This is a genomic window from Parasedimentitalea psychrophila (assembly GCF_030285785.1).
GTDB lineage: Bacteria > Pseudomonadota > Alphaproteobacteria > Rhodobacterales > Rhodobacteraceae > Parasedimentitalea > Parasedimentitalea psychrophila.
In genome coordinates this window covers 738,022-757,895 of sequence record NZ_CP127247.1, presented here as the reverse complement: position 1 = coordinate 757,895, position 19,874 = coordinate 738,022, and the positions used below count along the sequence as shown (strand labels likewise).

Genomic DNA, 19,874 nt, shown 5'->3' with positions numbered 1-19,874 from the left:
AGGTTCACAAGGCGCCCAGGCCCCCTGCTTCTTCTTGTTTTAAATACCTCCGCCGGAGGCTCCTATCCGCGCCGCCAATACAAACGGCGCGGTTCTGGACGGCTCAGGCGCGTTCAAACCCGCGCGCCACCTCATAATCGGTGACGACGCGTTCGAATTCTTCGATTTCCCACTCGGCAGCGCGGGCGTAGTGCAGCACAACATCCTCCCCCAATGCGGCCTTCAGCATTTCCGAGCCCTGCAGTGCAACCCGTGCATCGCGCAGGTTCGACGGGATCATGCCGGTATCGCCCTGATAGACATCGCCGGTGCTCGGGGCCTGCAACTGCAGCTTCTCCTCGATACCAGCAATGCCGGCGGCCAGCTGTACAGCACAGGCCAGATAGGGGTTCAGGTCCGAGCCGCCAACGCGGCATTCCACCCGGATACCCTTGGTGCCCGCTCCACAGAGACGATAGCCGGCGGTGCGGTTGTCCACCGACCAGATGATCCGGGTCGGCGCAAAGGTGCCCTTCATGAAGCGTTTGTAGCTGTTGATATAGGGCGCCAGAAAATAGGTATAGTCGGGGGCGTATTTCAGCATCCCAGCCAGATAGTGCTTCATCAGCTGGGACATGCCCAACGCGTCACTCTCATCATAAAAGGCGGGTTTGCCATCCTGCCACAACGACTGGTGCACATGGCTCGACGAGCCGGATTTGTGCTGATCCCATTTTGGCATGAAGGTGACCGCGTGACCCTGCTGCCAGGCAATCTCCTTGGTGGCGTGTTTGGCGATGGTGTGAAAATCGGCGGTGTTCAGCGCCGCATCATATTTGATGTTCAGCTCTTCCTGACCCGCCGCGGCCTCACCCTTGGTGCATTCCACCGGAATTCCGGCGTTCCACAGGTGATTGCGCAGCGGCCGCATCACGTGCTCTTCGCGGGTGGTTTGCAGGATGTTGTAATCTTCGTTGTAGCCAGAGATCGGCGCCAGATCGCGGAACTGACCCTTACGGATCTCATCAAAGCTCTTCTCGAACAGGAAAAACTCCAGTTCGGTGGCCATGATCGCATCCAGTCCCAGTGCCTCCAGCCGCTTCAGCTGCTTTTTCAGCACCGCGCGGGGGGAATGGGGGATATCTTGGTGGGTGTTGTGGTCGAGCACATCGCAGAGCACCATCACCGTTCCTTCCAGCCACGGCATTGGCCGCAGGGTGGTCAGGTCGGGTTTCATCACATAGTCACCATATCCCGACTCCCAGCTGGTCGAGGCATAGCCATCCGGTGTGGCCATCTCCAGATCGGTGGCCAGAAGATAGTTACAGCAATGGGTCTCTTCCCAGGCGCCGTTCAAGAAATGTTGGGCATGAAAGCGTTTGCCCATCAGGCGGCCCTGCATGTCGACAAGACAGACCAGAACAGTATCCACGTCGCCGGACGCGACTTGGGCCTTCAGATCATCAAAACTAAGAACACCAGACATCGGCATTATTCCTGTTGTATCAAGGGAGCCCCGGCACTGATGCGCCGGGGCATTGTCATATTAGCCGTAACGGTAAGGACGGCCAGCCGCCTGCATGTCGGCATTGTACTTCTTGAAGATCTCGACAACCTTGGCCTTGGTGGGGCTTTCGTCGGCAATCTCATCCCAGAACTTGACCGCTGCGTCTTCGACGGTTTTCCACTCTTCGTCAGGAATGGTGGTCAGCTCCATCTTGGGGCCATTGACCCGCAGCGAGGCTTCGCCACCCCAGTACCACCACTGACGATAGTAATGCGACTGGTCACAGCAAGCGCGGAACAGGGTCTGCATGTCTTCTGGCAGCTCGTTCCAACGATCCATGTTGGTAAAGAACGACCCGGCCCATGCGCCCGAGATGTTGTTGGTCAGGAAGTAGTTGGTCACGTCAGCCCAACCAACAGTGTAGTCCTCGGTGATGCCCGACCATGCGATGCCGTCCAGCTCGCCTGTTTGAACCGCAACTTCGATATCTTCCCATGGCAGTGTCACTGGAACAACGCCGAACTGGCTCAGGAAACGTCCAGCAGTTGGGAAGGTAAAGACCCGCTTGCCCTTCAGGTCAGCTAGGCTGCGGATTGGGTCTTTGGTGGCAAAGTGGCAGGGATCCCAGGCCCCGGCCGAGATGTGCTTGACGCCCACCTTGGAGTATTCTTCGTCCCAGATCTCGTTCAACCCGTACTGGTTGAACAGCACCGGCACGTCGAGCGAGTAGCGCGAACCAAACGGGAAGTAGCCGCCAAACACGGTAACTTCGGTCGGCGAGGCCATCGAGTCATCGTCGGACTGAACAGCGTCGATTGTGCCGCGCTGCATGGCGCGGAACAGCTCGCCGGTTGGCACCAGCTGGTCGGCATAGAACAGTTCGATCTGCATGCGGTCGCCTGCGATCTTGTTGAACATGTCGATGGCAGGCTTGATCACGTGCTCACCAAGAGCAGCACCTGCATAGGTCTGCATCCGCCATTTGATGGTGGATTGCGCCAGCGCCGGTGTCGCCAATGGCGCGGCGATTGCGCCAGCACCAGCAGCGGCAATAAACTTACGTCTTGTGGTCATGTTGTCTCTCCTATTTGAAATTCCGGCCCCCTGACGGGGCTCTTCTTGTGATTATTTTCCGTAAACATAGTCGGGCAGCCACAGGGCGATCTGTGGGAAGATCATCACCAGTGATAAGGCCAGAACCATAATCAGGGCAAAGGGGATGATCGAAATATAGATGTCGCGCAGGCTGATTTCCGGCGGTGCCATGGCGCGCATCAGAAACAGGTTATAGCCAAACGGCGGCGTCATATAGGCGATCTGGGTGGTGATGGTGTAAAGGACGCCATACCAGATCAGGTCGAACCCAAGTTCGCCCACCAATGGCACATAGAGCGGCGCCACGATCACCAGCATGGCAGTGTCATCCAGGAAAGTCCCCATCAGCAGGAAACTCACCTGCATCAGGATCAGGATCATCCAAGGCGACAGGCCCAGCTGGCTGGTGAACAGGTCCTTGATCGCATTGACCGCGCCGAGCCCGTCAAAGATGGCGCCAAAGCCAAGTGCAGCCAGGATGATCCACATGAACATGCAGGAAATCCCCAGCGTCGAGCGCAGGGTCGTCTCAAACACGTCGCGGTTCATCCGGCCCTTGAGAACTGCGGCGATAAAGGCAGCCATGGCGCCAATTGCCGAGCTTTCCACCAGCGAGGTCCAGCCGTTGATGAAGGGCACCATCATCGCGGCAAAGATTGCCAGCGGCAACACGCCCGAGAACAGCAGCCGGTGCTTTTCCTTCATGAAGATGTCGCTAAAGACCCTCGGGTCATGGCGCAGGATAAACGCGGCAGCCGAGGCGGTAAGGGCAATTGTTGCCGAGGTCTTTGGTCCGGACAGCCCGGCCATCATCAGCAGCGGCAGCAGCACCAGAGTTCCCAGCACGATATAATTCAGCCGCAGGGGGTGTTCTGAGATCTGCTCGTATTCTGCCAGATCTTCGGGTGACATCGCCGGGCCAAGATCAGGCTGCAGGCGGGCGCGGACATAGATGTAGACGATGAACATCACCGCCATCATCAACCCCGGCAGCACCCCGGCCAGCCACAGCTGGCTCACCGGCTGGCGGGCGATCATCGCATAGAGCACCAGCACCACCGACGGCGGCACCAGAATGCCCAGTGACGAGCCCGCCTGCACCACGCCGGTGACCAGGATTTTGTCATAGCCACGGCGCAACAGCTCGGGCAGGGCGATGGTGGCGCCAATGGCCATACCCGCCACCGACAACCCGTTCATCGCCGAGACCAGCACCATCAAGCCAATGGTGCCGATGGCCAGGCCGCCTTTGACCGGGCCCATCCAGACGTGGAACATCTTGTATAGATCGTCGGCGATTTTGGATTCCGACAGCACATAGCCCATGAAGATGAACATCGGCAGCGTCAGCATCGGATACCATTTCATCAGCTTCATCGCCGCTGCAAAGGGAATGTCGGAACCACCAACACCCCAGAGCGCCATGCCCGCGGCAGCGCCAATAAAGCCGATGGCGCCAAACACCCGCTGGCCGGTCATCAGCATCAGCATCATGCCGCTGAACATCAAGATAGCAATCATTTCATAAGACATCAGAGGTCTACTCCGCGAAGACGTCCGATATCCCGGAACAGTTCTGCAAGGCTTTGTGCCAGCATCAGAATGACGCCAAAACACAACATGGATTTCACCGGCCACAGATAGGGTCGCCAGGCGGTTGGGCTGCGTTCCATATGGCCGATTTTCTCAGCGACACCCGACATTCCGTCGGTGAACAGCGTGAGGAACAGATCCCAGAAGAACGAGAACGGCTCGACCCCGAAATAGCCCAGTGAATAGGCGGTGGAGCCCACCGCGCCAAACAGCAGCACCCCGAGGTAGAAGATCAGGAAAAACACCGTGAAGGCATCAATCCAGGCTTTGGTTTTGGTCGACCAGCCGCCATAGAACAGGTCCATGCGCACGTTTGACCCCATCTGGATCGAATAGGGCCCGCCCAGGATATAATAGGCAACCATCACAAACTGCGCCATCTCAAGCGTCCAGATCGAGGGATAGAAAAAGGTCTTGGAAATGGAGGACCAAAGCAGCACCCCGATCAACACAAAGATCAGATACATGGCAAACCGACCAATGAAGCGGTTCATGGCATCCACACCCCGGATATATCCGGTTATTATTCTAGGCATTGTCGCCCCCTTGTTGCACCAATGCGGCGAGAGCGGGCCGGATCAGGGTCAAAAGTTCCTCGGCCATCGCGGTTTCTTGTTGCGGCGTGCGCAGCAGATCATTGCGAACCTCGATCATCACGTTGGCCAACCCGTGGGCGATACCGTGCAGCTTCAGCGAATGGGTGACACCATCCTGTGGACCGTAGGGCTGATTGCGCTCGACCCGCCGGTGCGGCAGCGACGGCGCATGGGCCAGCATGGCATCAGCCATCGCCGTGTCATCATCGTGCAGAATGCCGATTTCGACGGCGCGGGGCTGGCCGTAGTAGACGGGTGTGAAGCTGTGGATGGTGATCAGTACGGTGTCCAGGCCAGCATCCTGGCGGGCTTTGATCACCTCACTGACGGCGTCACAGAAGGGGCGATAGACCGCGTCAACCCGTTGGAGCCGCTGGTCATCGGTCAGATCGCGATTGCCGGGAATTTCGATCAGCTCTGATTTCACCGGCATCGCCGAGGCCACCTCGGGGGGGCGATTGCAGTCGTAGACCAGTCGCGACACCTGGCTTGCCACCATCGGTGCATTCAGCACCTGGCTGAGATGCAGCGCAATGGCCCGCGCGCCCGGGTCCCAGGCGGCGTGACTTTTCTGGTCGCCAGCCGCAAGTCCCAGGTCGCCAAACTGCGCCGGGAAATGATTGCTGGCGTGCTCGCAGAGAATCAGCGCAGGCCCGGATCCCTCCGGGTTGCTGACCTCTACGGCCTGTGTACGAGCGTTGGAATCGCTCCGTGACATTCACGTTCTCCCCATTTTGGAAAAATCTTTTCATGAGGATTGAGTTGTGTCAATATCTTTTCAGTCGGCAGAAGCACTTGGTGTATCGGTTTGATCAAGATACAGGGTAGGTGCTTAAATTGCGGGCAAATGGAAAAGGACCGAGAGCTTGAGTAAACCAGCGGCCACCGTTCGAGAGCTGATCCGTGAGCAGTATTCCTCGCTGACGCAATCAGAGCGTAAGTTCGCGAATTCATTGCTGGAAAACTATCCGTCGGCGGGGCTTGCCTCGATCACCATCGTCGCTGCCAATGCAGGGGTTTCGACGCCGACGGTGGCGCGGATGGTGCAAAAGCTGGGGTTCAAGGGCTATCCTCAGTTCCATCAGGCATTGTTGAAAGAGCTGCAGGCTCAGGTCTCGGGGCCAACCCAGAGGCGCGCCAATTGGGTTACCGAGGCCCCCGAAGGCCATCTTCTGAACAGATTTTCCCAAGCGGTGACCGAAAACCTGGAGCAGACCTTCTCCAATATCGATTCCGCGAGCTTTGACGCGGCGGTGAGGCAATTGGCCAACACCGACGGGCGGCTTTATGTGGTCGGCGGCCGGATCACCCGGGCATTGGCCGATTATGCCTTTACCCACTTTCAGGCGGTCCGGCAGCGGGTGACCACGATGACCTCCTCTGCCGCAACCTGGCCGCATTATGTGCTGGACATGGTCGAGGGCGACACTCTGCTGTTGTTCGACGTGCGGCGCTACGAGACCAACTTGCAACGTCTGGCTGAACTGGCGGCGGAACGTGGGGTGAAGGTTATTCTGATCACCGATCAGTGGGCCAGCCCAATTGCATCTGTGGCACAGTATAGTTTTAACTGCTGGGTCGAGATCCCTTCGGCCTGGGATTCCAATATCGCGACCATGATGCTGCTTGAAGCGATGATTGCGGCCACTCAGGAAGAAAGCTGGAGCGAAACCCGCGACCGCTATGAGCGTCTGGATGAGCTGTTCGACATGACCCGTCTGTTCCGAAAATTTTCCTGACGCCCCTTCAGGCCCTTTGACAGGCCTGCTTAAAATATCCTCAGTCCCAGACTGTCCCTTTGACGCGGTCAAAGGGATTATTGCGTTTTCCCAGTTAATACAGGCGGCTGACATGTGTTGACATTGACTGGTGTTTCGTTTTAATTTGACTTCCAAAATAAATGTATTTGGTTCCGGGGTGGAGTCAGGTGAAGGGAGTGAATGCGGATGTATATCGGGTTGGATCTGGGCACCTCCGGCTTACGGGCTTTGCTGGCTGACGAGGGGGGGGCGATTATTGCCACCGCTGACGCGGCTTATTCTGTATCGACCCCCCATCCTGGATGGAGCGAGCAAGATCCATCGGATTGGGTTACGGCCTGCAAAACAGTGATGGCGGCGCTGAAGGCAGCACACCCAGTTGAATTCAGCGCGTTGCGCGGCATCGGGTTAAGCGGCCATATGCATGGCGCCACATTGGTCGATGCCGGCGGCCAGGTGCTGCGGCCCTGTATTTTGTGGAATGACAGCCGCTCGGCGGCGCAGGCTGCTATGCTGGACCAGACTGCAAATGTGCGGAACCTGTCGGGAAATATCGTATTTCCCGGCTTTACCGCCCCCAAGCTGACATGGGTCGAGGAAAACGAACCGGAGATCTTTGCCAGGGTGGCAAAGGTGCTGCTGCCCAAGGATTACCTGCGCTATTGGCTGACCGGGGACTATGTTGGCGATATGTCCGACAGCGCCGGCACCTCATGGATGGACGTGGGCAAACGCGAGTGGTCACCAGAGCTGTTGGAGGCCGGTCATATGCGTCTGGACCAGATGCCCCGATTGGTCGAAGGCTCGGAAAGTTCGGGCACTGTGCGGGCGCAACTGCGGTCCGACTGGGGCTTGGCTGGGCCGGTCACCGTTGCGGGCGGTGGCGGCGATAATGCGGTTGCGGCCTGTGGCGTCGGCTGTTTTCGCGATGGCGATGGTTTTGTGTCCCTTGGCACCTCTGGTGTGCTGCTTGCCGCCAAGAACAGCTTTGCCCCAGCTCCGGAAACGGCCGTTCACACCTTCTGCCACGCGGTCCCCGACACCTGGTATCAGATGGGGGTTATCCTGGCGGCGACGGATTGCTTGAACTGGCTGTCGCGCATTCTGGGGCGCACCCCGGCAGAGTTGGCCGGGACGATGAAGGCCGAGATTTCCGGGCCATCGCGCACGATGTTCCTGCCCTACCTGTCGGGCGAACGCACGCCGCATAATGACAGCCAGATCCGGGGATCTTTTGTCGGGCTGGACATCGCCACCTCACCCGAAGACCTGACCCAGGCGGTGATGGAGGGCGTGTCGTTTGCTCTGCGCGATAACCTCGACGCGTTAAAGACGACGGGAACCAACCTGTCGCGCATTCTGGCGATTGGCGGCGGGGCAAAATCCCGGTTCTGGCTGGAGACTTTGGCCACCACATTGGATCTGCCGCTGGACCTGCCGGAGAAAGGCGACTTTGGCGCGGCCTTAGGCGCTGCGCGGTTGGCCATTGCCGCTGACACCAATGCTGACCTGTCTATGATTATGACCACGCCCAAAGTCGCGGAGACGGTTGAGCCGCGCAGCGATCTGGTCGACCGATATGCTGAAACTCATGCGCGGTATCGCGCGCTTTACCCCAATCTGAAGGCTGCTCTGACATGACCACTGGATTTTTCCGCGACATCACCGAAATCCCTTTTGAAGGGGCCGACAGCACCAACCCTCTGGCGTTTCGTCACTACAACCCGGATGAGATTGTCATGGGCAAGAGGATGGAAGACCATCTGCGCTTTGCCACCTGCTATTGGCACAGCTTCGGCTGGCCTGGCGGCGATCCGTTTGGTGGCCAGACTTTTGAGCGCCCCTGGTTCAGTAACACCATGGAGGCGGCAAAACTGAAGGCGGATGTTGCCTTTGAAATGTTCCAGCTACTGAAGACGCCCTACTATTGCTTCCACGATGCGGATATGCGGCCCGAGGGCGCTGACTTTGCCGAAAACACTCGTAACCTGAACGAGATGGTCGATTATTTTGCCGAGAAGCAGGCACAGACCGGAATGAAACTGCTCTGGGGCACGGCCAACCTGTTTTCAAATGCCCGCTACATGTCCGGCGCCTCGACCAACCCGGACCCGGATGTCTTTGCCTTTAGTGCCGCGACCATCAAAACCTGTATGGATGCCACCCATCGTCTGGGCGGCGAGAACTATGTTCTGTGGGGCGGTCGCGAAGGCTATGAGACGCTGCTGAACACCGATCTGGGTCAGGAAGACCAGCAAATGGGCCGGATGCTGAACCTTGTGGTCGAGTATAAGCACAAGATCGGTTTCAAAGGCGCCATTCTGGTTGAGCCGAAGCCACAAGAGCCAACCAAGCACCAGTATGACTATGATACCGCCACCGTTTACGGCTTCCTGAAACGTCATGGGCTGGAGAATGAGGTCAAGATGAACATCGAGCAGGGGCACGCGATCCTTGCCGGTCACTCGTTTGAGCACGAGATTGCCACTGCCTCGGCGCTGGGGATCTTTGGTTCGGTTGATATGAACCGCAATGACTACCAATCCGGCTGGGACACCGACCAGTTCCCCAATAACGTGCCCGAAGTGGCGCTGGCCTATTTTCACATCCTGAAGGCGGGCGGCTTCACCACCGGCGGCACCAATTTTGACGCCAAACTGCGCCGCCAGTCGCTGGATGCCGAAGATCTGCTGATGGCGCATGTGGGCGGCATGGATGTCTGTGCGCGCGGCTTGAAGGCCGCCGCTGCGATGATCGAGGATGGCACCATGGATCAGTTTGTCACCGATCGCTATGCTGGCTGGCAGACCCCCGAGGCGCAGATGATGTTGCAGGGCAAACAGTCTCTGGAACAGATCGCAGCCCAGGTTGAGGCAACAGGGCTGAACCCGGCGCCGCGTTCGGGACGGCAGGAATACCTGGAAAATGTCGTCAACCGCTTCGTGTGAGTGGTCTGGTGACCATTCAGGACTACGGACGATTTAGCGGCCACAGCCTGCGGGAGGTCACCATCAGCGATGGTGATGTCTCGCTGGCGGTCCTTAACTACGGGGCAACAACCCGGGATTGGCGGGTGCCTTTGAGCGGGCAGCGTGTTCCTGTGGTTCTGGGCTACCACGATCCGGCGCAGTATCTGAGCGGCACCAGCTATTTCGGGGCCATTGCCGGACGGGTGGCCAACCGGATTGGCGATGCGCGGTTCTCCATGCAGGGTCAGACCTATCATCTGGCTCCGAATGACGGGCGTAACCAATTGCACGGTGGTCCTGTCGGCCTGTCCAGGGTGTTCTGGGAAATTGAACCCAACGGGCCGTCTGCGCTGCGTCTGCGCTATGACTCTCCCGCCGGAGAGAACGGATTTCCCGGCCGTGCCAGGGTGACTGTGGATATCCAGTTGGATGGCTTCTGCGTCACCTATGACATGCGCGTCGAAGTCGATTGTGTAACCCCGATCAGCCTGGCGCAGCACAATTACTACAATCTCGGTGGCGGTGGAGCCATCTGGGACCACCACCTGCGCTGCACGGCGGACCGGGTGTTGGAAATGGATGATCAGGGCATCATGAGCGGTGACATCTCGCCGGTTGATGGCACCCGGTTTGATTTCCGAAAAATGCGGTCTTTTGCGCAGGCGGATGCAACGCGGCTTGGGATTGATCATAATCTGGTTTTTGAAGCTGGCCGCGATGTCAGTCAGCCGGTTTGCGAAGTGAGCGCTGCCAATGGACTGCGCCTGAAACTCTGGAGCGATCAACCCGGTGCGCAGCTTTATACCGCCGCGGCAATGGAGCCGCAGGACGGTGGGCTGGACGGGCAGGCCTATGGCGCGGCCAGTGGGTTTTGTTTTGAACCGCAGGGGTTTCCCAATGCGGTCAATATCGCGTCGTTCCCATCGGTTCTTATCTCACCGGATATGCCATATGCTCAGAAACTGCAGGTCGAGATCAAAGGGGACTAACCAATGAAATGGATGATTGTCGGCGCGCTACTGGCCACCGCAGCCGAGGCGCAGGATCTGGGGCCTCGGCCTGTGTTCCCAGAGATGGACCCTGCACGGGTGCAACTGGGCCAGTTGTTGTTCTTTGACCCAATCCTGTCCGGCAACCGGAACATCAGTTGCGGCACCTGCCATCATCCGCGACTTGGCACCTCTGATGGGATGTCGCTGTCCATTGGTGAGGGCGGATTGGGGTTGGGCCCGGATCGCCGGGTGGATCCAACGAACCCGCCCGAGCAACGCTTGCCCCGCAACGCTCCGGGGCTGTGGAATGTTGGCGCGACCGAGTTCACCTCGTTTTTTCATGATGGCCGGTTAGAGGCGGACCCGCAGAAACCAGACGGTATCCGCACGCCCTTAGGCTCTGAAATGGCAGCAGGATTTGACAGTGTTCTGGCAGCCCAAGCCATGTTCCCGGTTCTGGCAGGCGATGAAATGGCCGGGCAGTATTCGGAAAACGAGGTGTCACAGGCGGTGCGTCTGGGACATCTGAGCATCAAGGGTGGCGCATGGGACCGGATTGCCGCACGGGTCGAGGCGATACCGGAATACCGGCGCGCATTTGATGCCGTTCTGGGCGATCAGGTGCCTATCAAATTCACCGATATCGCCAATGTCATCGCTGATTTTACACTGGTTGAGTGGCGGGCCGATGACAGCCCGTTTGATCGCGCGATGATGGGCGGAGCGCCGTTGTCAGCGCAAGCCGCCCGCGGTCAGGATCTGTTTTATGGCGCGGCGGGCTGCTCAAGTTGTCATTCAGGTTGGTTGCAGACCGATCACAGTTTTCACGCGATTGCCATGCCTCAGATTGGCCCCGGCAAGGCGGCAGCATTTGAAACCCATGCGCGCGACACGGGGCGGATGCGGGTCACCGGAGAGCCCTCTGACCAGTACAAGTTCCTGACCCCGTCTTTGCGCAATGTGTCGCAAACCGGCCCTTATGGTCACAATGGCGCCTATGGCAGCCTGCGGGCTGTGGTGCGCCATCATCTGGATCCGGTTGCGGGGCTGTATGCCTATGATCCTGGTCAGGCGGTGTTGCATCAAATCGAGTCAGCCGATGATTGGCGCATTTTAGCAGACACCGAAGAACTGGCGCGCATAGCGGCCGCAAATGAACTGACGCCGATCGCGCTGGGCGATGATGATCTGTCCGATCTACTCGCCTTTTTGCACAGTCTGACGGACACAGGTGCAGCCAAGGGGCGGCTGGGGGTTCCGGCAAAGGTCCCCAGCGGCTTGCCCGTTGATCAGTGACTTAATGTGACAATCTGATTGGCCGTGACCTGCTGCCAGTCAGATGCGCTTTGGTCTGGTTGAATGATCCTGATCTCGGCCGCTGTCGCCTGGCCCAGGCCAAAATGGATCTGCCCGGCCTGACCGCTGGCATGGCCGCCACCGACGGTGATCTCGCGCGTTTGAACGCGGTCGCCGATGCGCAGCTCAACATGGGCGCCAACGGACCCAGTGTTGGGGGCAGGCGAGGCAAGTTGCACGATCAGCCAGTTGGCTTGTGCGGATGTGTTTTGGTACAGGCCCATCTGTGCGCGCCGGTTAACCACGGCCAGATCCAGCCGCCCGTCCATATTCAGATCCATCAGGGCGGCGCCACGGGAGCGCGCCAGGTTGGAAATTCCGGCTTCCAGGCCACTTTCGGTGAAACTGCCATCTGCGGATTGGATCAGCAGGTTGTTCGGGTCTTCCATCGCCGCACCCGGCATCTGTTCGACGTTGCCCTTGCTCACAAATATATCGTCCAGCCCGTCGTTGTTGACGTCGCCAAAACCCGCGTGCCAGCCGGTTGAGGGGCGCCCATCGCCGCCCGTATAGGGGCGATGCGCGGTTGTGCCCCGCGCGTAAGTGGCATCGCGATAAGACGGGCCACCTGTATCAGGGGCAAAGTACTGGAGTTTCTGATCTCCCATCGAGGTCAGATAGACATCAGAGTAGCCATCTCCGTTCAAATCGCGTGACGCAATGCCCATGCCCCAGAGCATAAAGGGCTGCCAGCCGTCATCCTGGGAAAACAGCCGCGGAGTGTCTTCCATTGCCCACATCTGTTCCTGGCCACCGCGCACATAGTAATGCCGGTCATTGCTGACCCGCAGATCGGCGCGACCGGTGCGGGACCAATCGGTGAACAGCATGGACAGGGCGCAAAAACCCGGCTCTAGGCGTGTGGCGGCGGGATAAGACTGACCCTGGGGGCGGTACAGCAGGGTGGCATCACATGTCCCAAATGGGCCGTCGGGATCTGTGCGGTCCACATAGGTGCCAAAAGCCAGTGTCGGCAGCGTATTTCCGGCCTCCCAGGTGGCGGAAAATGCGGTGGTCCAATGGTCGCCGCTGGTAAAGTCCAGATCAGCAAACGGCGCGAAGGCGCAGTCTCCCAGCCCCTGCATCAGCAGATCGGGACCATTGCGAAGGATCGCGAGATCCAGAATGGCATCGCCGTCGATATCCAGCGGATAGGCCCCGATCACCCCGCTCACCGCCAGCGCCTCTGGCGTGCGGGCATCAAATACCAGGTCTTCGCCCACGCCTGTCGTCACATTGCGCATAAGCTGCGCCGGGTTCTCGCCTCCCGCCACATAAAGTTCGGGGAACTGATCCCCATTGCAGTCAAATGCGGCGACGCCACCGCCGACAAAATGTTCCCATCCCCCAGCGTAGACATGATCGGGGAGAGGCCGCTGGATATAGGTCACATCGGCAAAGGCCGGGGGGGCAATCAGCGCCAAGGCCAGGGTCAGTTTAAGTGTCACTGGATGCAAGCTCCCGAATGGCCAATGTTGAGACTTCTTCTATGGCATAGGCGGCGGCGCCTTTTGCCCACATCAGGTCACCCCAATTGTGGACGCGAACCTTTGGCGGGGGGGCATCAATCTGCACCACCCAGCGGCGCATTTCTTCGATCACCTGATCTGAATAGAGATAATCAAAGGACAATCGCGCACCGGAAAGGATGATCAGTTCGGGGTCAAAGATATTGACCACATTGGCCAGACCCATGGCAAACATCCGCCCGGCCCGGTCAAAAATAGAGCAGGCCATCTGATCTCCGGACTTGGCGGCCTCGACCAATTGTCCCAAATCCCGGTGGCCGATCCCTCCATTGGTGATATTGGCCTCGCGCAATAACGCGTAGTCGCCGACATAGGCCTCCAGGCAGCCGCGTTGGCCACATTGGCAAAGGGCGCCCTCTAGCTGCACCTTGGTGTGGCCAAATTCAGCGCCACACCCGCGTGTGCCACGGTAGATCTGATTGTCGATAACAATGCCCATGCCGACGCCGTGCTCAATGGTGATGACCACGAAGTTGCTGACATTGCGGCCTTTGCCAAACAGATGCTCTGCCTTGGCCACCAGATTGGCATCGTTGTCGATGAAGATCGGGCAGGGCGCATATTGCGAGAGATGAGCGCCAAAATCGACATTGCGTTCTTCCAGCGAAGACGACCAGTAGACAAAGTTTCGCTTGGCATCCACCAGACCCGCCATCCCAACCCCGATGCCGGAAATGGAACCGACATCAAGCGCGCCTTTGGAGCAGGCCTGGCCCAGTGCGGCCATGATCTTTTGGCACAGCTCTTCGACTGGCATCCGCCCCTGTTGAAGCGGCATCTCATGATCGACAATGTCGTTGCCTTCAAAATCGAGAATCACCACGGAAATCACCCGATGAGACACCTTGATCCCGGCGATCATATGGGCGTCACCGCGGATTTTAAGCGCCACCCGAGGTCGGCCGCGTTTGGCCTCCTGCCGCGGGGTCTCTGGAATGATCTCTTCGATCAGCCCAACATCAATCAGCTCGGCGGTGATCGCCGTCACCGTGGCGGGACTGACCCGCGTGGCAGTTGAAATATCAATACGCGCAATACTGCCGGCCGCTCGAATGGTATCGATGACCTGCTGTTTTCCGCTTTCGCGTTGCTCGTCCGAATGCGAGAGACGGCCTGCTTTTCCCAAATCAATCACTCCCTGCGAGGTCGCTAAACCGTCACCGTGGTCTTAGGTGCGGTTGCCTCGTTTGAATAGGGTACATGATTTAATTTGAAATTCAAAAAAAATAATGTTAGACCTGTGCCACATGGAGGACTCGGTTTTACGAGTCCCCTGAGAACAGGGAGGAATACAATGAAATTCTTGAGTGGAATCTCGCTGGCTGCGGTTGTGGCCATGACCGGTTCGGCAGCTTTTGCCGCTGATTTGACCGTTGGCGTAAGCTGGTCGAACTTTCAGGAAGAGCGCTGGAAGACCGACGAAGCCGCAATTAAAGGTGCTTTGGAAGCCGGCGGAGCTGATTACATCTCTGCTGACGCGCAGTCGTCATCTTCCAAGCAGCTGTCAGACATCGAAAGCCTGATCGCCCAGGGTGTTGATGTGCTGATCGTGCTGGCCCAGGATACCCAGGCTATTGGCCCGGCCATTCAAGCCGCCGCAGACGAAGGTATTCCGGTTATCGCTTATGACCGTCTGATCGAAGACAGCCGCGCCTTTTACCTGACTTTCGACAACGTCGAAGTTGGCCGCATGCAGGCCCGCGCCGTGTTCGAGGCTCTGCCCGCTGGCAACTATGTCATGATCAAAGGCTCGCCGACGGATCCAAACGCAGACTTCCTGCGCGGTGGTCAGCAGGAAATCATTCAGGCTGCAGTTGACGCTGGCGACATCAAGATCGTTGCCGAAGCCTATACCGATGGTTGGTTGCCTGCGAACGCTCAGCGCAACATGGAGCAGATCCTGACCGCCAACGACAACAAAGTTGACGCTGTGATTGCCTCCAACGATGGCACCGCTGGTGGTGTTGTTGCGGCTCTGACCGCTCAGGGCATGGACGGCATTCCAGTCTCTGGCCAGGATGGTGATCACGCTGCGCTGAACCGCGTTGCTTTGGGCACCCAGACAGTATCCGTTTGGAAAGACGCCCGTAGTCTGGGCAAATCTGCGGGTGAAATTGCTGTAGCACTGGCCGGTGGCGCTGCTTTGGCAGACGTTGCAGGTTCGGCTGACTGGACGTCGCCCGCTGGCACCGCAATGACATCCCTGTTCCTGGCGCCAGTTCCGGTGACGGCTGACAACCTGAGTGTTGTTGTCGATGCAGGCTGGATCAGCAAAGACAAGCTGTGCCAGGGTGTGAGCAACGGCCCAGCACCTTGTAACTAAGATCTCGTTTTGAAAATTGGTGCGTCCCTGTTGAACTGGGGCGCACCCTTAACAACCACTGCTGTAACTGGAGTTCGGACATGACCGAAACCACGTCTCAGCCGATCCCATCCCAACCAAAACGTAACCTGTTCCAGCAACTGGATCTGGACGTACGGCTATTGGGCATGATCGGCGCTTTTGTAATCCTCTGCATCGGCTTCAACATTCTGACGGATGGTCGATTTCTGAGCCCGCGGAACCTGTTTAACCTGACGATCCAAACGGTCTCCGTCGCGATTATGGCGACCGGCATGGTGTTTGTCATCGTGATGCGCCACATCGACCTGTCTGTTGGCGGTGTGCTGGCGGTGACTTCGGCCGTTATGGCGCTGGTGCAAACAAAGTTGCTGCCAACCTATTTTGGTCTTGGATTTGACAATCCCCTGACCTGGATCATCGCCATCGCAATTGGTTTGTGCATCGGCACGTTGATCGGGGCCTTCCAGGGCTGGCTGATCGGCTATCAAAGTGTCCCGGCCTTTATCGTCACCCTTGGTGGTTTCCTGGTCTGGAGAAACTCCGGCTGGCTGTTCACTTCGGGTCAGACAATTGGCCCGCTGGATAAGAATTTCCTGGTCCTTGGGGGCGTGAACGGCACTATGGGAGAGGCTGCAAGTTGGGCCATTGGTATCGTCGCCGTTGCGGTGTCGCTCTGGGCGATGATTTCGTCCCGCCGCGGCCGTATCCAGCATGGCTTCCCCGCCAAACCCGCCTGGGCCGAAGGCGTTGTCATGGGCATTGTAACCTCTGCGATCCTGGGTTTTGTCTGGATCCTGAACTCCTACGATATTCCAACCCGCAAGCTGCAGCGCATGTTCGAGGCCAAAGGCGAGGTGATGCCCGAAGGTCTGCAGGTCGGATATGGTCTGCCAATCTCGGTTCTGATCCTGATCGTCACCGCTATCGTCATGACCATTGTGGCGCGCCGCACCCGTCTGGGACGTTACATATTCGCAACCGGCGGCAATCCGGATGCGGCTGAACTGTCGGGAATCAACACCCGTTTTCTCACCGTCAAAGTCTTTGCCATTATGGGTTTCCTTTGTGCGCTTTCAGCGGTTGTCGCGTCAGCCCGTCTGCAGAACCACACCAACGACATTGGCACGCTGGATGAGCTGCGGGTGATTGCTGCAGCAGTGATCGGCGGTACCGCTCTGGCTGGTGGCGCCGGGACAATCTACGGCGCGATCCTTGGGGCGCTGGTCATGCAAAGCCTGCAGTCCGGTATGGCAATGGTTGGTGTGGATGCACCTCTACAGAACATCGTGGTTGGAACGGTGCTGGTTCTGGCGGTTTGGCTAGATATTCAATACCGCAAGCGGATGGGAGCAAAACTATGACGGCTTCAGACAGCAAGAGCGCCAAACAGCGCCGTGCCGATGGCGATACGCCACTGGTCGAGCTGAAGGACATCTGCGTGTCCTTTGGCGGCATCCATGCGGTGGACCATGTCAGCGTTGATCTGCATCCGGGTGAAGTTGTCGGCCTGCTGGGTCACAATGGCGCCGGGAAATCGACCCTGATCAAGGTTCTGTCAGGGGCCTATCAGATGGACAGCGGCGAGATTCGTGTCAACGGCGACAAGGCGGTGATCACCAACCCTCGGGATGCGCGCACCTATAACGTTGAAACCATCTACCAGACGCTGGCGCTGGCCGATAATCTTGATGCGGCCTCGAACCTGTTTCTGGGGCGTGAATTGACCACTAAGGTTGGGCTGGTCGATGATGCCGGGATGGAGGCCGAATGTCGCAAGATCATGGGCGGCTTGAACCCGAACTTCCGCAAGTTCTCAGAGCCGGTCAGTGCCTTGTCTGGCGGGCAGCGCCAATCGGTCGCCATTGCGCGGGCGGTCTATTTCAACGCCAAGATCCTGATCATGGACGAACCGACCGCCGCGCTGGGGCCGCAAGAGACCCAGATGGTGGCCGAGCTGATCCAGAAGCTAAAGGCGCAGGGTATCGGCATCTTCCTGATCGACCACGATGTCCACGCGGTGATGGAGCTCTGCGACCGTGCCAGTGTGATGAAGAACGGTCAGCTGGTGGGCACCGTGAACATTGATGAGGTCACCGATGATGATCTTTTGTCGATGATCATTCTGGGCAAAAAGCCCGGTCAGGTCGCGGCGGAGTAAATGAGAGTGCCCCGGTTGCCGGGGCACTCTCTCTCTGCCCGCGCCGGATTATTATTTGATGAACGGAGCCATATCCGGGGTCGGCGCATCCGGGTGCAGCAGATCTTTGGTTTTCAGAGCCGTCCAGAACTCCTCTGGAATGATCTGGGCTGACCATTGCAAAGCATCAGAGAGCTCCTGGCGGCTGCGCAGTCCGGGGGTGACGGATACGACACTGTTGTGCCCCAGCGGAAACTGTAGCGCAGCTGCAGGCAGCGCAATGTTGAAGTCGCGGCAAACGGCGGCCAGCTGCGCCACCTTGCTGCGTACATGATCCGGGGCCGTGCCATAGTTCCAGGTGTCGCCGCCCACCAAAATGCCGGAGTTGAAGGGGCCACCGACCACAATGGACACGCCCTGCGCCTGACAGGCTGGCAGTAGATCAAGCAGGGGATCCTGCTCGAGCAGCGTGTAGCGGCCAGCCAGAAGAAACAGGTCCCAATCGCCAATGCCCAAGGCATCCTTGCAGACCTGTGCCTCGTTCACTCCAAGTCCAATCGCCTTTACCCGGCCCGAGCTGCGCAATTCATCCAATGCCCGATAGCCGCTTTGGGCCAGGGCGCTGAAATGCCGCCCGTTTTCCGCGCCGTGGGTCTCGGTGCCAATGTCATGCACATAGAGAATGTCGATCCGGTCCAGCCCAAGGCGCTGCAGCGAGTCCTCAAAGGAGCGCATCACCCCGTCATAGCTGTAGTCAAAGACCGGGTGAAAGGGCAGGGGGGCCGGCCATCCCATCGCCGCCGGATCAGGGGCTGCGCCAGGGGCAAGCAACCGGCCCACCTTGGTCGAGAGCACATAGTCCCGGCCGCGAAGAATGTCACCAACCCTGCGTTCTGAGCGGCCAAATCCATAAAAGGGCGCGGTGTCGACGTAAACTAGCCCGCTATCCATCGCCTGGCTCAGGGTTTTTGCCGCTTCGAGATCATCAACCGCGTCGAACAACCCGCCCAGAGGGGCGCCGCCAAATCCGAGTGTCGGGACAGTTAGCCCGGTTGTTCCAATGCTACGGGTGGTAAGGGTCATGGGGTCTCGCTTTTCATGAATTGCTCGTTGCCGCCGCCATAAAGCGCTGTCAGTTCTTTGGCCAAGTCACGGTACAGCTCGACGATTTCATCCAGAGACGGCACATCGAGGTCATCCAGCCGTTCCAGATAAGGGCAACTTAACACCGCCACCACATTGTTGGATGGGCCAAAAACCGGGAACGAAATATTGGTAACGCCAACGGTTGTGGCTGACGGCATTTTCTCGAAACCGCTGTCACGGATACGTTTGAGGTGGGCATCGAATTCAGCGCGGTCCAGTTCCGGTTCGCCAACTGCGCGCCGATGCATTGCGATCAGATCGTCGACGTCCTGTTCAGACCGAAACGCAGCAAGAACCCGCCCCGTTCCGGTATTCCAAAGCCCAACGACGGTCCCGGTTTTCAACGCCAACCCCCAGCTGCCGGGGGATTCTGCCGAAGCCACGACAACAATGTCTCCGTTGCTCTCCATGCCCATATGGCAGGATTGCCAGGCAAGCCGTGTCACCGCGCGCATCCGTGGCAGTGCGGCTTCGATGACGCGGCCGATGGGGGGATGGCGCTGACTGATCGAAAACATCTTGAGGCTGAGGGAGTAGTGATCCCCTGAGATCGACCGAAAAACATAGCCTCGCCGCACCAGGGTCGAAAGCATGCGGTAGATTTCACTTTGCGACCGGTCCAGCGCTTTGGCGACTTCGCCCTGTGTCAGACCTTCGCCGTGACTGGCGAGAAGTTCAATGATGTCCAAACCCTTTTCCAGAGCCGGTGCCCGGTATTTGTCGGATGTATCGCTCATAGGTGATCTGCCCAAGAAATTTAAGTGAAACGAGATTCACTAATCCCCACCTTAATGTCAAGGTTGATTTGCAAGTGAATAAATGTTTTATATACAAATATCGCCATGAAATTTGCAGGCGAGAAGACGTCACG

The 19,874-nt window shown here is 58.3% G+C and carries 17 protein-coding genes; 8 read left to right on the top strand and 9 right to left on the bottom strand.

The features are described 5' to 3' along the window. Nucleotides 1–103: 103 nt before the first annotated feature. Genes QPJ95_RS03660 through QPJ95_RS03640 form a run of 5 tightly spaced genes read right to left on the bottom strand, consistent with a single transcriptional unit; the run spans nucleotide 104 to nucleotide 5,488 of the window. Nucleotides 104–1,465 carry a glutamine synthetase family protein gene (locus QPJ95_RS03660; protein ID WP_270919112.1) on the bottom strand — a complete coding sequence of 454 codons (1,362 nt, stop codon included), beginning with the start codon at nucleotides 1,463–1,465 and terminating at the stop codon, nucleotides 104–106. Between the two features lie 60 nt (nucleotides 1,466–1,525). Beyond that, nucleotides 1,526–2,560, bottom strand: coding sequence for a TRAP transporter substrate-binding protein (locus tag QPJ95_RS03655; RefSeq protein ID WP_270919113.1), 1,035 nt, complete (start codon nucleotides 2,558–2,560; stop codon nucleotides 1,526–1,528). Nucleotides 2,561–2,611: 51 nt separating this feature from the next. After that, entirely contained in the window at nucleotides 2,612–4,114 is a 1,503-nt protein-coding gene (locus QPJ95_RS03650; protein WP_270919114.1) for a TRAP transporter large permease, read from the bottom strand. Continuing rightward, nucleotides 4,114–4,710 carry a TRAP transporter small permease subunit gene (locus tag QPJ95_RS03645; RefSeq protein ID WP_270919115.1) on the bottom strand — a complete coding sequence of 199 codons (597 nt, stop codon included), beginning with the start codon at nucleotides 4,708–4,710 and terminating at the stop codon, nucleotides 4,114–4,116. The genes QPJ95_RS03650 and QPJ95_RS03645 overlap by 1 nt, the downstream gene beginning before the upstream one ends. Beyond that, nucleotides 4,703–5,488, bottom strand: coding sequence for an N-formylglutamate amidohydrolase (locus tag QPJ95_RS03640; protein ID WP_270919116.1), 786 nt, complete (start codon nucleotides 5,486–5,488; stop codon nucleotides 4,703–4,705). The genes QPJ95_RS03645 and QPJ95_RS03640 overlap by 8 nt, the downstream gene beginning before the upstream one ends. A gap of 148 nt (nucleotides 5,489–5,636) precedes the next feature. Here QPJ95_RS03640 and QPJ95_RS03635 point away from each other — a divergent pair, with 148 nt between their 5' ends. From QPJ95_RS03635 to QPJ95_RS03615, 5 genes are all read left to right on the top strand, one after another. After that, nucleotides 5,637–6,509: a MurR/RpiR family transcriptional regulator gene (locus QPJ95_RS03635; protein ID WP_270919117.1), complete on the top strand. Its 873-nt coding sequence runs from the start codon at nucleotides 5,637–5,639 to the stop codon at nucleotides 6,507–6,509. Nucleotides 6,510–6,716: 207 nt separating this feature from the next. Then, on the top strand, nucleotides 6,717–8,171 hold the full coding sequence (gene xylB, locus QPJ95_RS03630; RefSeq protein WP_270919147.1) for a xylulokinase: 1,455 nt from the start codon (nucleotides 6,717–6,719) through the stop codon (nucleotides 8,169–8,171). Beyond that, nucleotides 8,168–9,478 carry a xylose isomerase gene (xylA, locus tag QPJ95_RS03625; protein ID WP_270919118.1) on the top strand — a complete coding sequence of 437 codons (1,311 nt, stop codon included), beginning with the start codon at nucleotides 8,168–8,170 and terminating at the stop codon, nucleotides 9,476–9,478. Before xylB ends, xylA begins: the two co-directional genes overlap by 4 nt. Nucleotides 9,479–9,486: 8 nt before the next feature. After that, nucleotides 9,487–10,488, top strand: coding sequence for an aldose epimerase family protein (locus QPJ95_RS03620; protein ID WP_270919119.1), 1,002 nt, complete (start codon nucleotides 9,487–9,489; stop codon nucleotides 10,486–10,488). A 3-nt stretch (nucleotides 10,489–10,491) separates the two neighbouring features. Next, nucleotides 10,492–11,787 (top strand): cytochrome-c peroxidase, encoded by a 1,296-nt coding sequence (locus QPJ95_RS03615; protein ID WP_270919120.1) that lies wholly within the window; start codon nucleotides 10,492–10,494, stop codon nucleotides 11,785–11,787. Here QPJ95_RS03615 and QPJ95_RS03610 read toward each other — a convergent pair. Beyond that, a complete protein-coding gene (locus QPJ95_RS03610) occupies nucleotides 11,781–13,295 on the bottom strand; it encodes a CRTAC1 family protein (protein WP_390923135.1) in 1,515 nt (504 codons plus the stop codon). The two genes, QPJ95_RS03615 and QPJ95_RS03610, sit on opposite strands and share 7 nt — an antisense overlap. Beyond that, nucleotides 13,285–14,502: an ROK family protein gene (locus tag QPJ95_RS03605; RefSeq protein WP_270919121.1), complete on the bottom strand. Its 1,218-nt coding sequence runs from the start codon at nucleotides 14,500–14,502 to the stop codon at nucleotides 13,285–13,287. The genes QPJ95_RS03610 and QPJ95_RS03605 overlap by 11 nt, the downstream gene beginning before the upstream one ends. Nucleotides 14,503–14,670: 168 nt before the next feature. Here QPJ95_RS03605 and xylF point away from each other — a divergent pair, with 168 nt between their 5' ends. The 3 genes from xylF (at nucleotide 14,671) to QPJ95_RS03590 (ending at nucleotide 17,878) form a co-directional block, all read left to right on the top strand. Then, a complete protein-coding gene (xylF, locus tag QPJ95_RS03600; protein ID WP_270919122.1) occupies nucleotides 14,671–15,699 on the top strand; it encodes a D-xylose ABC transporter substrate-binding protein in 1,029 nt (342 codons plus the stop codon). An 80-nt stretch (nucleotides 15,700–15,779) separates the two neighbouring features. Then, a complete protein-coding gene (locus QPJ95_RS03595; protein ID WP_270919123.1) occupies nucleotides 15,780–17,081 on the top strand; it encodes a sugar ABC transporter permease in 1,302 nt (433 codons plus the stop codon). Further along, nucleotides 17,078–17,878: an ATP-binding cassette domain-containing protein gene (locus QPJ95_RS03590; RefSeq protein ID WP_270919124.1), complete on the top strand. Its 801-nt coding sequence runs from the start codon at nucleotides 17,078–17,080 to the stop codon at nucleotides 17,876–17,878. Before QPJ95_RS03595 ends, QPJ95_RS03590 begins: the two co-directional genes overlap by 4 nt. A gap of 51 nt (nucleotides 17,879–17,929) precedes the next feature. Here the strand turns inward: QPJ95_RS03590 and QPJ95_RS03585 are convergent, their stop codons facing one another. Then, entirely contained in the window at nucleotides 17,930–18,940 is a 1,011-nt protein-coding gene (locus tag QPJ95_RS03585) for an aldo/keto reductase (RefSeq protein WP_270919125.1), read from the bottom strand. After that, entirely contained in the window at nucleotides 18,937–19,740 is an 804-nt protein-coding gene (locus QPJ95_RS03580; protein ID WP_270919126.1) for an IclR family transcriptional regulator, read from the bottom strand. Before QPJ95_RS03580 ends, QPJ95_RS03585 begins: the two co-directional genes overlap by 4 nt. Between the last annotated feature and the right edge of the window lie 134 nt (nucleotides 19,741–19,874).

Coding starts and splice junctions, on each gene's coding strand:
- QPJ95_RS03590 (WP_270919124.1), top strand. CDS start 17,078: ATGACGGCTTCAGACAGCAAGAGCGCCAAACAGCGCCGTGCCGATGGC.
- QPJ95_RS03580 (WP_270919126.1), bottom strand. CDS start 19,740: ATGAGCGATACATCCGACAAATACCGGGCACCGGCTCTGGAAAAGGGT.
- xylB (WP_270919147.1), top strand. CDS start 6,717: ATGTATATCGGGTTGGATCTGGGCACCTCCGGCTTACGGGCTTTGCTG.
- xylA (WP_270919118.1), top strand. CDS start 8,168: ATGACCACTGGATTTTTCCGCGACATCACCGAAATCCCTTTTGAAGGG.
- QPJ95_RS03645 (WP_270919115.1), bottom strand. CDS start 4,710: ATGCCTAGAATAATAACCGGATATATCCGGGGTGTGGATGCCATGAAC.
- QPJ95_RS03585 (WP_270919125.1), bottom strand. CDS start 18,940: ATGACCCTTACCACCCGTAGCATTGGAACAACCGGGCTAACTGTCCCG.
- QPJ95_RS03655 (WP_270919113.1), bottom strand. CDS start 2,560: ATGACCACAAGACGTAAGTTTATTGCCGCTGCTGGTGCTGGCGCAATC.
- QPJ95_RS03615 (WP_270919120.1), top strand. CDS start 10,492: ATGAAATGGATGATTGTCGGCGCGCTACTGGCCACCGCAGCCGAGGCG.
- QPJ95_RS03640 (WP_270919116.1), bottom strand. CDS start 5,488: ATGTCACGGAGCGATTCCAACGCTCGTACACAGGCCGTAGAGGTCAGC.
- xylF (WP_270919122.1), top strand. CDS start 14,671: ATGAAATTCTTGAGTGGAATCTCGCTGGCTGCGGTTGTGGCCATGACC.
- QPJ95_RS03650 (WP_270919114.1), bottom strand. CDS start 4,114: ATGTCTTATGAAATGATTGCTATCTTGATGTTCAGCGGCATGATGCTG.
- QPJ95_RS03660 (WP_270919112.1), bottom strand. CDS start 1,465: ATGTCTGGTGTTCTTAGTTTTGATGATCTGAAGGCCCAAGTCGCGTCC.
- QPJ95_RS03595 (WP_270919123.1), top strand. CDS start 15,780: ATGACCGAAACCACGTCTCAGCCGATCCCATCCCAACCAAAACGTAAC.